Source organism: Spirochaetales bacterium (genome assembly GCA_016930085.1).
Classification (GTDB): domain Bacteria; phylum Spirochaetota; class Spirochaetia; order SZUA-6; family JAFGRV01; genus JAFGHO01.
Window position 1 is genome coordinate 1 of record JAFGHO010000113.1, and the last position, 16,029, is coordinate 16,029.

A 16,029-nucleotide genomic window follows, 5' to 3' on the forward strand; every position below is an offset into this window, starting at 1 on the left:
GAATATATAAAAAAGAAAAATTACAAGATATTACTGAAACAGATGTAGTCGAAGTAAGACGGAAGAATAACAAATACACGTTTATTACAAGAGACGACGTGAATGCCGGAATGTTATACACATACAGCGGAAGCGTCGTAGAAACAGTTGACGGCGACACCCTCTGGGTGAATCTCGATCTGGGATTTGAAACCCGGACAAAACAAAAAGTGAGATTGCGAGGAATCAACGCTGAAGACATAACGACAGAAGAGGGAAAGAAAGCAAAGGAATATACCGAAGAACGGCTAAAACAATGTGATTATGTCATTGTAAAAACATACTGGCGCGATAAATACAACAGATACCTTGCAGACATTTATTACGATGAAGATGAAAAAGATATTTATAAAATCGCAGAGTGGGGAAAGTTCTTAAACAGTGAATTGCTGAAAAAAGGACTCGTGAGAAAATATTGAAACAGGAAATTTTGAAAAAATAAAATGATTGAAGCAGGCTAACAAAACGTTATACGAAGCCTAAAAACAATAAAAAGAATTAATAAAAATAACAAAGCCATACCGATTTCCCGTTTGACACCGACACTCCCGTCGCCGCGAAATCCGCTTCTTGCCGCGAAATCCGTAGTAACCCCAAAATTCGCAGGAAGCAGTACACCATCGATTACACCTACGACACGATGCACCGTGTGACCGGCGTAACGACGCCAGCCGGAGAAACCGCCGGCTATACCTACAACAACGCGGGAGAACTCCTCGCGGTACCCGGCTACACGGCGGACACGGCGGAACCAGTCACCTACAACACCAGGGGCCTCCTCGAAACAATAACCGCAGCAAACGGCGTCGAAACCTCATACGCCTTCGATACCAACAACAGACTGACACACCTCGACCACACACACGGGGAAGACCACTCGGGGTGGTGAATCTATGTTACCCTCGACAAATGAAGATATTGTAAATATTAGTTTAATTGAAAGTTTTAGTTACCATTTTGTAATGAAATGTAAAGATGCATGTCCTTCGTGTTAAAATTCTTTATGTAAAGAAAGGCTTTTTCCCTTTTCACAACATTCTTCTTGACCTTATTATCCTTCTCCAGATAAGATAAAATTATAGAAATTTGGTAGATTTTTGGGAAAATTTTTATGGTGCGATTCGCTATTATGTTGTAAAATAAGTACAAATGGCAGAGAAAAAAGCATTTTTTCTACAGGAAGGATTATCAGTTTTACTATCATTTAAATCAAAACAGGACAAGTTGAAAAAAAACATATCCGACGATCTCAGGCTGAATCATCTTCTTACCATGAGTGCCGTTCTTGGGTTTCGTGATACCTGGGATTACGATTATAAAGGCTTGTGGAAAATGTATGAAAGCAGTGATTTTACGGTATATGCGCTTTCCCGCAGGAAAATTCATGAACCGGGCGAAGTTTTTGAGTATTCAGATACACACGGGAATCTGGAAAAACGGCGACAGCCGTTTCATATTATCCCGATAACAGAATAGGCGTTCATACCCTCTATCCTGGAAGAGGTACCTATGATCATTTCATACTGTATTTCTCTATCAGGGGACTTTATATTGACTATATCAACCAGAGAGGGGACAACGTAAATTTTAGGGGAGAATAATAAGGATGTCAGTAACTTAATGCAAATCAATTAAATAAGGAGAAATGAATGAAGAGTACAGGATTGCGGATTCTTACTGCGGGAATGATTTTATTAATTGCGGGATGCTTCAACGTTTCCAAAGGACCATGGCCGGGAGAGACCTGGGAAAGGAGTACACCGGAAGCCCAGGGGATTGATTCCAAAAGGCTCCTTGCTCTGCTGAAGATAGTAAAACCTGATAAACTGGATATACATTCAATGGTGATTATCCGAAACGGTAAGCTGGTGGCTGATTTTTACCGCGAACCATATGAAAAGGACATGCTTCACCTGACGTATTCTTCAACAAAAAGTTTTACGTCAACGCTTATAGGAATAGCAATTGATCAGCACCTGATAGGAAGCATAAACGATTCCGTATTTACCTACCTTCCCGAATACAAAGGCAGCGATCCGCTTATGGCGGAAATGACCATTGAAGATTTGCTGACAATGAGGTCCGGTGTCTGCTGGACCGAAGAATACAATGCTATAACCCAGAGCTCTACCTATCGTATGATGTACAGAAACGATGACTGGCTCGAATACTTCTTCTCTCAACCGATGGATTCAGCTCCCGGAGAGTTGTTTGTCTATAATGACGGCAACAGCCATGTTCTATCTGAAATTCTTTCCAGGGTGACCGGCGGGAATGTGCGGAAGTTCGCGGAGGAGAACCTGCTGACTCCGCTGGGAATCACCGATTATGTCTGGTCCGAAGCGCCGGGAGGATGTATTATCGGAGGTACCGGTCTGAGCCTGCGTACGGAAGACCTGGCCAGACTCGGTTATCTGTTTCTGAATAACGGATACTGGAACGGCAGGAAGATTGTTTCATCCGGCTGGGTAAAAAAAGTGTTAAAAAACCATGTTGATTTCAGCGGAATGCCTATGAATGCAGTTTCATATGGGTATGAAGGATACGGTTATCAGTGGTGGATATTTATGGACGGAATATATGCAACCATGGGATACGGCGGCCAGTGTTGTTTTGTAAACCCTGAAAAGAATCTTGTTATTGCGATGAACGCAAGTACTAATCAACAACAACTGGATTCTTCAATAGTAACCCTGGTGGGGCTGGGTCTTCAGCGTGCTGCTGAATATTACAAAGCACTGCCTGAAAATCCTGAAGCTTCAGAAGCACTGTATCAGTATATGGATTCACTGACAGAGAGCAGCCGACCGGGTCCTTTTGAAGACAAAGGGATAATTGATAAACTGGCCGGGCATACAATCAGCTTTCCCGAACAACCCCTGGGATTGAAATCACTCAGATTTTCAGACGGAGGTAATGAAGAACTGATTTGTGAAGCGATTATGGATCTGGATGAATTAGTACCCAAGGGCGAAGATTCCGTTTATAAAATAACATTTGCCATAGGTCTTGATGGTGATTTCCGGAAAACAGAGGTAGATTTCTGGGGATATAATTACACATTAGCGAATGTAAAAAACCTTATCTGTGCAAGAGCCGTAAAGATCAGCAGTAATACATTCAGTTATAATTTTAATATTCCGGCAATAGCAGATTTTAATAATACAGATACCATTACCCTGAAAGACGGCGAAATCAGTTTAAGCCGCTTAAATCCCGTGTCTTCCAGATATCAATTTGCCAAAGCACGGGGTGTAATGGAATAAGCAAATCTTGTTCCGGTGGGATTATTTATGGGGATAGACCGGAATAAGATATTTGGCTCAAAATGTTGAGTGAATTCAGGATTGTTTACCAGTATTCAACGGAATAGTTCCATTAAACATATTGCTTGAAATTATTAAAAAAAAAAGTAAGGAAATAAAAATTAATGAGAATCTGAATCAGTATAAAAATGATCCTTATGTAAAATCTTCTATTGTTGATCAAATAATTCAGAACAATTTTGATTTAATCTGTAATAGAATTCTGCTTGTTGAATATAAAATTATAGAATTATCTACTGTATCGCCATTAGGATGCTGTTCCCGGGCAGCCGACATGAGTCGGAATGAAATTGTTTCTAAATAATTTTACCTAAATATCGTATAATGAGTTGAAATCCCTCGGGTAAAAATTTAAAATACCGTTTTAAAAGGGACTTGTTCAGATCAGTGAGAAAGTTTATGTTTCCCTTCAGCCTGAAGGTTCCTGGGGCTTAAGTAACGCCGGGTTGATCCGCGGTAAGAAATCTTCGCTGCTCATCGATATTCTTTACGATCTTGAGCATACAAATACAATGCTTGAGAATATGAAGTCTGTCATGGATGGTTCATAAAACATGCCGAAATGTGAAATTTTACGTAATTATCGAAATAAAGAAACTTCTGCTTATCGTGATTAAAAATGATCATTCTTGGAGGGTGATATCCAAAAAATTTATAACACCAAGGTACAATGACTATTTCAAGGAAAATTTTAAAAGCTTTGATGTTGTGGACTTTATTGCCCTAATGATGGCCCATATTCCGCCCAAACACAAGAAATATATATGACGATATGGTCGCCTTTGCAAAGCAAAGGAATATTCTTCTCGTAGTCGCGGGAAATGGAAGGACCATGAGCATTTATGCCGACTTGCGCCGAATGGCTGGAAGGAAAAGCAGGAAATTGCTGTGACAGGACCAAAAGAGGAGTCATCCCGGGAAACACCTGTGGTTGGGAAAAACTAAAACTGTCTGCCTGGGCGCGATTTGTACTTGTGGTGTAACATAAGTGAAAGTGGTAAAAAAACAGTGATTTTTACGCGGGAAGGATTATATGTTTAACTATCATTGATTTCATTGATATCATTGAAACTGCGATACTGATCCTTGCAGTTAATGACGACTTCGGCTATCATTCATTAGGAGAAGATATGTTTGCGTACACGACCAAGGGTTTGAAAAGATATACTGAGTATTCGATGCCTCTTATGTATACTCGAAAAATCTTTCTCGCGTCCGGAGCTAAGGACGCATACCAGCTCGTTTTCCTCGATAAGGGCGAGTTATTGCTTACTGACGGCGGAAAGGTGCGCCATTACACGTCTCCTGCGATTCTTTTACTCCACGGTCCGAATTCCATTTCAATGCCGGCCAGCCGCGGCAATGAAGGTCATAACTTCATCTTTACTCCGGACGCACTGAATGTAAACTGGCAGGGAGATAAAATCGAAAACGACGATCCGTCGCTTTTTATCCTCCGGCCATTCATGAACCTGCATGAAAAGGGTTACTCCTGTCGAACGCTCCCGCCCGAATACAATAAAAAGCTGGGTCAGCTCTGCGCGAAAGTGGATTCCCATTTAAACGAGCAGACAATCCAGGAGTTCTGGCCGTGCCTGAGCCGTTCGTATTTTCTCGAAATCCTGCTCCTCATCGACAGGACCCATTACATCTCGAACGAGCAGCACGGGATCCCTGTTCCGGATACGGGCACTAAAATCGACGATATTCTGGTATACATGCACACTCATTATAATGAGCGAATAAGCCTGGGCGAGCTCTGTTCCAATTTCGCGACGAACCGAACGACTTTGAACAAGCTCTTTACGGAGATCTGCGGAATGAGTGCCATCAACTACCTTAATCAACTTCGTCTCGATGTCGCCAAAAGCCTTATGGAGAACACCCTGCTCCCTGTGAGCGAGATCGCGCAACGTATCGGAATCGACGACATCGCGTATTTCGGCAGGACTTTCAAAAGAAAAACGGGAATGCCGCCCTCGGTATTCCGGAAAAGCGTACCTTCCCCTTACTAACGCCTTGCCGCGAATAATCGAATCGATCCCTCTACTGTTGCGAGTTCGCATAAACATCCAACCGCCGTTACGCCGTTATTGCAGAATCTTCAATTCTTATTGCATATTTTCCATTCTTTATTCACGCGCACAGTTATACAGTTGCAGTATCAATAATCAAAGAGGAGGATTTATGCGAAACATAATCAATTCGATCGTGCTGTGCGCGTGCATGGCTGCCGCGTCCTGCGTGTCGACCGGCGATTCGCTCTTGCATTTCGTTGGGAAGATACCCTACAAGCAGAAGGTTTACTACACGGGATTTTCCGACGCGCAAAAGGGTGTCACGATAGGGTACGCAGGTGCGGTGTACTACATCATGGACGGCCAAAAGTGGAACAAGGCGGAAAATCATTCGATGTGCCGCTTCGGCCTCGAAATGCTGCCGGACGGAACGTGTTACAGCTGCGGCAACGGCGGCCAGGTAATGCGATCCGTGGACAATGGGGGTACCTGGCAGAGAGTCATGAGCTTCGGCAAATCGCAACCTCACCATGCGCGGTTTCTTTCGTTCATCGACAAGGACCGCGGCATGATCGCCTCGGACAAGGAACTCGCGTACACGGAAAACGGCGGCCAGAGCTGGATCGCTCTCACCGCGCCCGGCGAAAAAGGCATCGTCTGCCTTTCTCTCTGTGAAAAAACGGATCGTTCGACGATCGGGTTTTGTATTGACGGTGCAGGCACCATGTGGAAAACGTGCGATTTCGGTAAAAATTGGACGAGGGGGAAGTGTCCTGTTACAGAAGGAAGTATAAAAGCCTCTGACTTCAGTCCCCAATCCGCAATGCGTTTCCAGCCGTCAGGTAAGGGCATTTTCATGGGATATGTCAAGCAAAAGGATGCAGATAAATATAAACCCGTCATCTCGACCACGAATGACTTTGGTGAAACCTGGAAGCGGGGAAATCTCCCTGCCGACCTGTCGGAGACGAATCTGAACGTTTTCCCTACGATCTATATTTCATTCGACGGTAAATATGCGACCCTCTTAAAATTTCCGAATCCGGTATCGGTGTACAGGATCGATGCAGGAGCGTGAGCAAGAGTGTATCGCGTCCCTTGAGACGGCCCCTGATGAGATCCCCCCGGGGCAGCCCTTTTAGGGCGGTGTCGACAAGCCACCTGCTATGCAGGTGGCTTGTCGATGCTTTCCTGTACACCATGCTCCAAGTTTGAATGCTGTTGAAGCGCGATTGATTACTTTTTTTGTCATTTTATAGTATCTGTAACAACAATTTTTTTATTATAATTAAAAGAATTATGTATAACATGATAAGTAAGGTAATGAAAACGAATAAAAAAATATTATATGGGCACTTCTAAAAACCTGCAAAGCAGGTTTTTAGAACCATAAAACATTTCCTTATAAAAAGATAGTTTTTAGAGGTGCCCTTATTTTTTATTTAATGATATGATCATGATTTTCCGGTCTTTCTTTCCAATAAAAAACCCGGCGTGCAAGCCGGGTCTCCAGTTCCTTATAACGAAGGAAATTAAATACTGCTGCGGACTGGACTTGAACCAGCACACTGTAACCAGCACTAGCCCCTCAAGCTAGCGTGTCTACCAATTCCACCACCGCAGCAACTATGTTATTAATGCGGCTATAGTAACGGGCTTCCTGGAAATTGTCAAGCTACTCTTTCTAAAAAAAGACAAAAACGGCCGGGGGGGAATGCCTTACTTGTTGAACACTTTCTCGTAGATGACGATCTGGTTCCTGCCGTGTTCTTTGGCCCAGTACAGGGCTTTGTCCGCGCGTTTTATGATGTCTTCCTTTGTCCTGTCTTTGGGGGAGCTTTCTGAAATGCCGATTGATACCGAAATTTTGAATTTTATCCTGTTCTTGCCGGTGAACTCCGTGGCGGCGAGTTTGTTCATGAACCTGATCGCGGGACCGATTGCGTTGTTGACGTTCGTTTCGGGCAGGACCACGATAAACTCCTCTCCGCCCACGCGGCCGGAGATATCGTTGTTCCTGAACACCTCGGGGTCGGAGAGGAGTTCGCCGATGGTCCTCAATACCGCGTCCCCGATAAGGTGGCCGTGGGTGTCGTTGATCAGCTTGAAATGATCGACGTCCAGCATCATGACGGAAAAAATCCCGTAATGGTCGAGGAGTTCCCCGATCGGTTCAAAATCGAATTTGCCGTTGAAGGTATGGATATTGACCCTCCCGCTCGCCTTGAGGGTTTTTTCGATCCTCCAGAGGTCGCGTCTCGTGCGGAGGAGTTCCGAATCGAGTTCCTCGAAGATCGTTTTTCTGTTGTAAAGCTTTGTCAGGCTGTCGATCTTGTTCATGGTCTCGAGTTCCTTGTTGAGCTGTTCGACTTCCTCCTTTTTCTTTTTGAGCAGCTCCTCGTTCACGATTCCCTCGAAACTGTTCGTTATATAATCGAAGAGTCTGAATGAGAGTGTCGTTTCATTGAATACCTTGATCGTGTAGAGGATAAGGTTGATTATCTGGGGTTCGGGCGGGAACGTCTCGCTGATATAATAGCAGTGTTTCGAGCCGGAAATAATATCCATTTCCTTGATGAGGTCCGGCCGTGTGTAGAGATACATGACATTTTTGAAACCCGGTCCGAAGAGTTTTTTCGTCATCTGCGCGAATTCTTCTTCGATCGGCTTGTAAAAGGCGGCATGCATCATGATGACGATGTCCGATTGCGAGTAATCCTGCAAATATGTCTGATATGTGTCGCCCTTGAACTGGGAATAGGTGATGATATGGGTATTGAAAAGCGACTCCTTCTTGTAACCGTCGAGGATGGCTGTATATTTTGACAATTTATTTTTGATGATGAATATATTCTTTGTCATAGCGTCCCTACAGTCCGGGTATAAGTCTTTTTAAAAGCCATTTACCTGATGTATCGACATTTCCTGGTTTTCTGTTGAGTCTGATTATCGGACTATGTTTCAATAATAAGCAAAAAAGACTCATTTTTCAAGTATGCGGCGATTTTCCCCGCATTTACGGAAACGGCTATGATATATATTTGTGTAACGCCGATAGGAGCCGCTTTTATGCCCCGAATTTATTGATTTTATCCGCATACGAAAGCGCCAGGGAGATGAGATGGGGGGTCCGGATAAGATTCCAGAGACCCTTCGCGCACTCCCTTTCCCCGAATTTCCGCGCTGCATCCGGCCGGATATGCTCTGAGTGGATTATAAAAGGGACGGGGTGGCCGGAATGGGCTTTCATGACGGCCGGAGTCGAATGGTCTCCGGTGATGAGGAGAACGTCGGGTGAAAGCGAGAGGATGTGGGGAAGTATAGCGTCCACTTTTTCGATTTCCTTCACTTTTGCTTCAAAATTACCATCCTCGCCTTTCGAATCGGTATATTTATGATGGACGAAGAAAAAGTCATGATCGTTCCAGTTTTTCCGAAGTACTTCCATCTCCTCGTTCAGATCCTTTATTCCCTCGACGATATCCATACCGACAAGCCGGCTTACCCCCTTGTAATCCGGGTAGACCGCTATTGCCAGGGGATTGAGTTTGAACCGGTCCCGCATCGACGGGATGTGGGGAAGGTCGGCGAATCCCCGCAGGAGTACCGCATTCGTCGGTGGATGGGATTCCAGAATCGAATAGGCCTGGCGGATAAACTCCTTTGCGATACCGGCCATCTTTAAGCCTTCCGCTGCGGTCGCTTCAGGCTCGAGTGGTTTGACTCCCGTCTGCTGGCTGTCCGTGTCCGAGACTTTGTCCGAAAGGTCCGAGCCCCTGAAAACGACGACCGCCCGGTAATCCTTTACCGGTCTGATGGATATCTCGATGTCCGGTATCGATACGGCTTTCAGCATGTCACAGAGTTCAGCGCACCGTTCGGTCGGTATTCTCCCCGCGCGGCGGTCGGTGATATTGCCTTCGGCGTCCCTTGTCGCAAAATTGACGCGCGCCGCAACATCACGCGGTTTCATGGGAAAACCGATTCCCATGGCCGCCACGACACCGCGGCCGATCGGATAGTTCAAGGGTTCGTACCCGAAGAGTGCGAGATGGCCGGGGGCGGAGCCCGGCGCAACGCCGAAATCGATGGGAATATGCAGACCACATTCCGATTCCGCCGCGAGTTTGTCCATATTCGGCGTAGCGGCCGTCTCGAGTTCGGTCAGGCCGTCTTTTGATACGGGTAGCCCCCCGAGACCGTCGAGTACCAGAAGGACGATCTTCTTGTCGTTTTGCATGATAAGTTCTTCCAACATCGTATGCATATATTTCTCCTTAGGTTATTGTTCTCATGTATAGTAGTCTTTGTAACGGAAATACCGGGAATAATCAATCACCTTTTAGCTCCGTTTCGGTTTTCTGCACCTGACCATAACGGGAGCCCGCCAGATAATCTTTTCCCACCACCTGTCGCCTTTCACATTGACGGTTGTCTCGATCACGGCAAGAGAAAAGACGGAAAACGAGAAGGGCTGCGGCGGCTCGATCAGGGTGATCACGTTTTCCGGTTTTATGGAATATTCGGTGTGGGCGAGAAAAAAACCCTGAAACTCCGGAATGAGGGACTCGTCGGATGACGTTGACTCTATTCCGGTTTTTTTCGGATTCAAGCGCGCCGGCTCGAGGCGTTCGAGCAGTTCCTCGAATCCGCTTTCCGAGGTCACGGTGAGGTAGAAGCATCCCGAAACGGGGGTAATTACTCCGGTTGTGAGTTCGAAGCCGGTGAATCCCGGCCGAAAGATCTCGCGCAGGCAATCGAGGGACGTATGGCCGGGCAGAAAGAGAAGGGGGATGAGCGGGGGAAACGCCATGGCTGAGACGAGTCCGAACCGGGAAAATATCCGGCGTCTGAGATCGATGATCTTCAACTCCACATTGTCCGGGGGAAAAAGGGCGATAAATTGATATTTCTTCTTTGCTTCATTCATACCATTCTCTGACGGGTGGCTTTTACTTTTTACCAAAAATGTAAAAAAATCGCAATATTACATGACGATAAAAGATCATGTCTGTTGCGAATAATCTACGGCTGTGTTATGATTGGCCTTGATTGCGGGAGCAGGGTTAAAGCGGAACGGAGAGGGACGGGAGGGCAGGAATCCGGTTTTTTCATCAATATAATTACCCAGGGCCGGCAATACGGATTGTCTGTTACCGGATAATGTAAAACCATGAGAAACGGAGTGTAGAACCGTGAAACCAAAAGTCGATGCCATTATCAATGAATGCAAGACAATACTCGAAAGACTCGAGAATGTCGAAACTATCCTTCTGGGTGAAGCGGCGGAGATCGAGGTCTATGATCCCAATTTCATTATCGATATGGATGTTTTTTACCAGGGGGAACTCCCCCCTGCCGCCGGAAGGGCGGAACTGTTTGGAAATCCTCCGGTTTTTGAAACATCCCCGGTCAATCCCGTGGACAGGTTTCTCGATCGAGATTTACCGGTTATTATCTATTATAAAGAGCTAACCCGTGTCGATCATATTTTCAGGCGGATAGAGGAACAAAAGTGGATATTCCGTAAAGAGACGACCAATATGCTCTACCGGCTCAAGCACGGGCAGGTGTTGTTCGGCAGAAAGGGCTGGATCGATGAAATCAGGAAACATTTTGACACTATGCCTTTGAGTTTCTGGAAGAATATCATAGACTCCTGTATGTTCCTTATCGAACATTATCTTCGCGAGATCAATGTGTCGATTTTTACGGAAAACTATCTCCTTTACCAGAACGCACTCTCCTGTTTTATCGAGAGTGTCTGCAGTTGTGTTTTCGCATTGAACAGGCAGTTCGAGCCCTCACCGCGGGTACTCTACGAACGCCTTTGTTCGCTCGACATTCTTCCCGAAGAGTTTCTCAACAGGTTCGAGATACTTTTCAATCCCAAGAAGGGGTTTTCTCCGGAACGTAAAGGGGAGGTGGCGACATTAATCGCGAAGAGTCTTATCCCCATGCGGCTTGAATAAACAGGATCGGTAACGATCATCCTGTGGATCGTTACCGATCCTGTGGATCGTTACCGATCCCCGCAAGATTTATACGCCGGCATGTTTCGGTGAACCGGTTGTCCGGCGAAACAAAGCGCTTCTTCAGTAAGGCGGTCAGCGATGAAAATCAGGCGTCATTTTACCAAAAAAGGAAAAAGCCCTTACGGGGGAATCACCTTTACCGGGCGATCCACGGAAATAAAAAACCCCGACGGGACCGTCATTTTCAGACAGGATGATGTCACCGTCCCTGAGGGGTGGTCGCAGATTGCATCGGATATTCTTGCGCAAAAATATTTCCGAAAGTCCGGCGTGCCCCTGGGAAACGGGAAAACAGGGGGGGAGACCGATGCGCGGCAGGTCTTCCACCGGCTTGCCCATACATGGAAAACATGGGGACGGAGGTTCGGATATTTCGATACGGATGAGGACGCGGGCGCCTTTTATGATGAAATTTGTTACATGCTTGCCCGCCAGACGGCTTCGCCGAACTCACCGCAATGGTTCAATACCGGCCTTTTTGAGGTGTACGGCATCAAGGGGCCGCCCCAGGGACATTTCTTTGTCAATCAGGAAACAGGGGAATGTGAGACTTCGAAAAGCGCTTATGAACGCCCCCAGCCCCATGCCTGCTTCATTCTTTCTCTTGAAGACGATCTGCTTAATAAAAACGGCATTATGGATCTTTTTCTGAAAGAGGCCCGGTTGTTCAAATACGGTTCCGGAACCGGTACGAATTATTCGAACATACGCGGGAAATCAGAACCCCTGAGCGGGGGCGGTGTTTCTTCCGGTCTCCTTTCATTTTTAAAGGTGGGCGACCGGTCCGCTTCGTCGATTAAAAGCGGGGGGACGACCCGGCGTGCGGCAAAAATGGTATGCCTTGATGCCGATCACCCGGATATCGAGGAGTTTATCGAGTGGAAGGTCCGGGAGGAATTCAAGGTCGCCGCGATGGTCGCGGGAAGCGGGATCTGCGTGAAACACGCGAAACGGATACTCGCGGCGTGCACATCGAAAGAGGGTGTCGATGACGGAAACGGAAACGCTCCCGAATACGGGCGGGAACTTTCCCGCGCGGTGGAAAATGCGCTTACCGATCACGTGCCGCCCGGTTACATCCTCAACCTGATCCGTCTCGCCGGCCAGGGGGTGACGGATCAGGATGCGGAGTCCTTTGGGGCCTTTACCGAAAGTTTTTCCGCGGAATGGGAGGGATCTGCGTATCAGACCGTAAGCGGCCAGGCTTCGAACAACTCGGTCAGGCTGAGCAATCTTTTTATGCGGGCCGTCGAGGAAGACGGCGAGTGGGACCTTATCCGGCGTACCGACGGATCGGTGAGTAAACGAATCAGGGCCGGGACGTTGTTCGAAAAGATCGCGCTTTCAGCATGGCAATGCGCCGACCCCGCCGTCCAGTTTCATACAACGATCAACGAATGGCATACCTGCCCGGAAGGGGGAGAAATCCGGGCCTCGAATCCCTGTTCCGAATACATGTTTCTGGACGATTCGGCCTGCAATCTCGCCTCGATCAACCTTGCCGGGTTTTATAACCGGAAAAAGGAATCGCTCGATATACCGGCGCTCATGCATGCGATTTCACTCTGGACGGTGGTTCTGGATATCAGCGTTGGTATGGCCCATTACCCGGGCAGGGAAATCGCGCAAAACAGCCATGATTACAGAACACTCGGGCTGGGATTCGCGAACCTCGGCACCATGCTCATGCTGATGGGGCTTCCCTATGACAGCAGGGAGGGAAGAAACGTGGCCGCGGCCGTCGCTTCGCTTTTGACCGGCCGCTCGTACGCGACATCCGCCCTGCTCGCGCGGGAGATGGGGCCATACCCGCGGTATGAAGCGAACAAGGAACATATGCTCCGGGTCATCCGTAATCACCGCAGGGCGGCCGCCGGCGCGCATCCCGATACCTATGAGGGACTCGGCATCGCCCCGAAAGGGCTGGAAAAGGAGGGGGTTCCGGAGGAACTGTATGAGGCGGCGGTCGAGGCATGGGACACGGCACTCGAAGACGGAATGAAATACGGATTCAGGAACGCCCAGGTATCCGCGATCGCCCCGACCGGGACGATCGGACTGGTCATGGATTGCGATACCACGGGCATCGAACCGGATTTCAGTCTCGTCAAGTTCAAGCGGCTTTCCGGGGGTGGCAGTCTGAAGATCATCAACACCTCGATTCCTCCCGCCCTGAAAAAATTGGGGTACCGGGAGAAACAGATCCGGGAGATCGTCCGGTTTTGTCTGGGACACGGGACGCTCGAAGGATCGCCGGCAATTTCATATGAAACGCTGAAAGAGAAAGGGTTCACGGACGAGTTGTTGGGGCGGATCGAACGCCTTCTTCCATCGGCCTTTTCCATCACCCATATTTTTACCGAAGAGACGATCGGAGGCGGGTGGATCGACGAACACCTCGATATTCCACAGGCTGTCCGGAAGGCGCCCGGCTTTTCGCTGCTTAAGGCGTTGGGGTTTTCGGACGTCGAGATCGAGGCAGCGGACCGTTACGCCTGCGGCACCTTCACGGTGGAGGGAGCCCCGCACCTCAGAGAGAAGCATTACCCGGTGTTCGATACCGCGAATCCGGGAGGAAAGACGGGAACGCGATTCATTTCATGGAGGGCCCATATCGAGATGATGGCGGCCGTACAGCCGTTTATAAGCGGCGCCATTTCAAAGACTATCAATATGCCGCAATCGGTCACGATCGGGGAGGTGAAGGAAACATTTCTTTCTTCGTGGAAAAAGATGCTCAAATCGATTTCCATTTACCGGGACGGTTCGAAGCTGAGTCAGCCCCTCTATTCCAGTTATCAGGAAAGCGACCCGGCACTCAGAATCGTTCGTTCGATTGCACGACGGTATTCAAAAAACGGAAAAGCCGGAGGGGAAGACGCCGTCGAAGCACAAAGCCGGGCGGAAAGCAGAAGGGAGCCCCTTCCTTCCCGGAGAAACGGATATACCCAGAAGGCACGAATCGGGGGGCACAGCATATTCCTGAGGACAGGCGAATATTCAGACGGACGGCTCGGAGAGATTTTTCTCGACATGTACAAGGAAGGGGCGGCGTTCAGGTCCCTTCTCAACAGTTTCGCGATCGCCGTTTCACTCGGACTGCAATACGGAGTACCTCTTCAGGAGCTGGTCGATGCCTTTACCTTTACACGATTCGAACCGAACGGGGTCGTGGCGGGCCATGAAAATATCAAAATGGCAACGTCCGTCCTCGATTTCATTTTCCGCGATCTTGCCCTGAATTATCTAAAACGAACGGACCTCGTCCAGGTTAAGCCGGACGACCTTATCGCCACCTCGACCATGACGGCGGACGACCCGAAAGAAAAAGAGAATGATGGGGTAGAGGAAGTGAACGGTCCCGAACATACCGCCCGTCTCAAGGGATATGAGGGCGAGCCCTGTTCGTTCTGCGGACATTTTACCCTTATCAGGAACGGGACGTGCCTCAAATGCGAAACATGCGGTTCCACGACCGGTTGTTCGTGAATCGCATCGGACAGCCGGCCGTTTACCCTCACTCTCTCAACACAATATCCGTTTAAGTCCCCTTTTTTTCGCGTATTCGGCCACTTCGTCGATTTCATACCTGAACGGCCGGCGCTTGAGCGGTGGATAGTCGGCGGCATTGTAGGCCGGTCTGTATTGATCCATGATGTTGAGGTAGGTGTCAACAGAAATACTGTCCGCGATAAAATCGATGACCTCTTTTGAAAAGGCGGTTCCCTCGGGCAGCACCAGATGCCGGACCAGGAGTCCGCGCCGTGCCACGTGGGATGCGTCGAGTTTGAGTGAACCGACCTGCCGCTGCATTTCGAGCAGCGATTTCATGCAATAATCGGTATATTGTTTGACGCACGAATAGCGCTCTCCGGCTTCGTTTCTCCCGTATTTAAAATCCGGCATATAGATATCGACGAGGCCGTCGAGTTCCCTGATAAAATCCGGATTTTCATACCCCCCGCAGTTGTAGACCACGGGCAGACGGAGGCCTTTCTTTCTGGCGGTCACAATCGCCTCGAAGATCTGCGGCGCCTGATGGGTCGGCGAAACGAGGTTGATATTCTCGGCGCCCCTCAACTGGAGGTGAAACATGATGGTGATCAGTTCCTGGCGGCTGATTGTTTTTCCGTAGTCGAGCTGGCTGATGTCGTAATTCTGGCAGAAGACGCACGAGAGGTTGCACGCGGTAAAGAATATGGTTCCCGAACCGCCTTTTCCGACAAGGACGGGCTCTTCGCCATAGTGGAGGTTGGCGGAGGAAATGACGATATCCCGCCCCGATCTGCATTTTCCTTTTTTTCCCCGGAGTCTGTCGACCTCACAGAAATTGGGACAGACGTTGCAATGTTGCAGCCATGAAAGGAGGTTAGGCATAAAAAAGCCAGGAATGCGACTCGAACGCACGACCTGCTCATTACGAGTGAGCTGCTCTACCGGCTGAGCTATCCTGGCTTGTCAATACGAACGTCATAGTAACCCGAACGGGCACAGTACGTCAAGTATATCGGCATATATACAGCAATTCCCGGTATTCTACAAAGGTAAAAACATTGGTATTTTTTACGCCGATTTAGTCATCGAAAAGAAAATTATTGTAGAATTAAAAGC

13 protein-coding genes and 2 tRNA genes are annotated in these 16,029 nt (G+C 48.1%); 9 read left to right on the forward strand and 6 right to left on the reverse strand.

Annotated elements, in window-relative coordinates:
• The 6 genes from JW881_19135 to JW881_19160 form a co-directional block, all read left to right on the forward strand.
• On the forward strand, positions 1-458 hold a 458-nt coding region (locus JW881_19135; protein ID MBN1699641.1), incomplete at its 5' end, for a thermonuclease family protein.
• Between the two features lie 230 nt (positions 459-688).
• Positions 689-928: a hypothetical protein gene (locus JW881_19140; protein ID MBN1699642.1), complete on the forward strand. Its 240-nt coding sequence runs from the start codon at positions 689-691 to the stop codon at positions 926-928.
• Between the two features lie 335 nt (positions 929-1,263).
• On the forward strand, positions 1,264-1,515 hold the full coding sequence (locus JW881_19145) for a hypothetical protein (GenBank protein MBN1699643.1): 252 nt from the start codon (positions 1,264-1,266) through the stop codon (positions 1,513-1,515).
• A gap of 173 nt (positions 1,516-1,688) precedes the next feature.
• Complete coding sequence (locus JW881_19150) at positions 1,689-3,305, forward strand: serine hydrolase (GenBank protein MBN1699644.1); 1,617 nt, start codon at positions 1,689-1,691, stop codon at positions 3,303-3,305.
• A 1,247-nt stretch (positions 3,306-4,552) separates the two neighbouring features.
• Positions 4,553-5,380 (forward strand): helix-turn-helix transcriptional regulator, encoded by an 828-nt coding sequence (locus tag JW881_19155; protein ID MBN1699645.1) that lies wholly within the window; start codon positions 4,553-4,555, stop codon positions 5,378-5,380.
• Between the two features lie 172 nt (positions 5,381-5,552).
• The gene (locus JW881_19160; GenBank protein ID MBN1699646.1) at positions 5,553-6,461 is read left to right on the forward strand and encodes a hypothetical protein; all 909 of its coding nucleotides are present in this window, start codon (positions 5,553-5,555) and stop codon (positions 6,459-6,461) included.
• A gap of 462 nt (positions 6,462-6,923) precedes the next feature.
• Here JW881_19160 and JW881_19165 read toward each other — a convergent pair.
• From JW881_19165 to JW881_19180, 4 genes are all read right to left on the reverse strand, one after another.
• Positions 6,924-7,007, reverse strand: a tRNA-Leu gene (locus JW881_19165).
• Between the two features lie 95 nt (positions 7,008-7,102).
• A complete protein-coding gene (locus JW881_19170) occupies positions 7,103-8,245 on the reverse strand; it encodes a GGDEF domain-containing protein (GenBank protein ID MBN1699647.1) in 1,143 nt (380 codons plus the stop codon).
• 205 nt (positions 8,246-8,450) lie between these two features.
• Positions 8,451-9,650, reverse strand: coding sequence for a 2,3-bisphosphoglycerate-independent phosphoglycerate mutase (locus JW881_19175; protein MBN1699648.1), 1,200 nt, complete (start codon positions 9,648-9,650; stop codon positions 8,451-8,453).
• Positions 9,651-9,725: 75 nt separating this feature from the next.
• Entirely contained in the window at positions 9,726-10,313 is a 588-nt protein-coding gene (locus JW881_19180) for a hypothetical protein (GenBank protein MBN1699649.1), read from the reverse strand.
• A 265-nt stretch (positions 10,314-10,578) separates the two neighbouring features.
• Between JW881_19180 and JW881_19185 the strand changes: the two genes are divergently transcribed.
• Positions 10,579-11,355: a DUF4037 domain-containing protein gene (locus JW881_19185; protein MBN1699650.1), complete on the forward strand. Its 777-nt coding sequence runs from the start codon at positions 10,579-10,581 to the stop codon at positions 11,353-11,355.
• Positions 11,356-11,496: 141 nt separating this feature from the next.
• Complete coding sequence (locus tag JW881_19190) at positions 11,497-14,907, forward strand: adenosylcobalamin-dependent ribonucleoside-diphosphate reductase (GenBank protein ID MBN1699651.1); 3,411 nt, start codon at positions 11,497-11,499, stop codon at positions 14,905-14,907.
• Positions 14,908-14,943: 36 nt separating this feature from the next.
• On the opposite strand, the gene JW881_19195 is transcribed toward JW881_19190, so the two are convergent.
• Both JW881_19195 and JW881_19200 read right to left on the reverse strand, forming a co-directional pair.
• Entirely contained in the window at positions 14,944-15,795 is an 852-nt protein-coding gene (locus tag JW881_19195; protein MBN1699652.1) for a 4Fe-4S cluster-binding domain-containing protein, read from the reverse strand.
• A gap of 5 nt (positions 15,796-15,800) precedes the next feature.
• Positions 15,801-15,873 (reverse strand) — tRNA-Thr (locus JW881_19200).
• Here JW881_19200 and JW881_19205 point away from each other — a divergent pair.
• On the forward strand, positions 15,866-16,029 hold a 164-nt coding region (locus JW881_19205), incomplete at its 3' end, for a hypothetical protein (GenBank protein ID MBN1699653.1). The genes JW881_19200 and JW881_19205 overlap by 8 nt on opposite strands.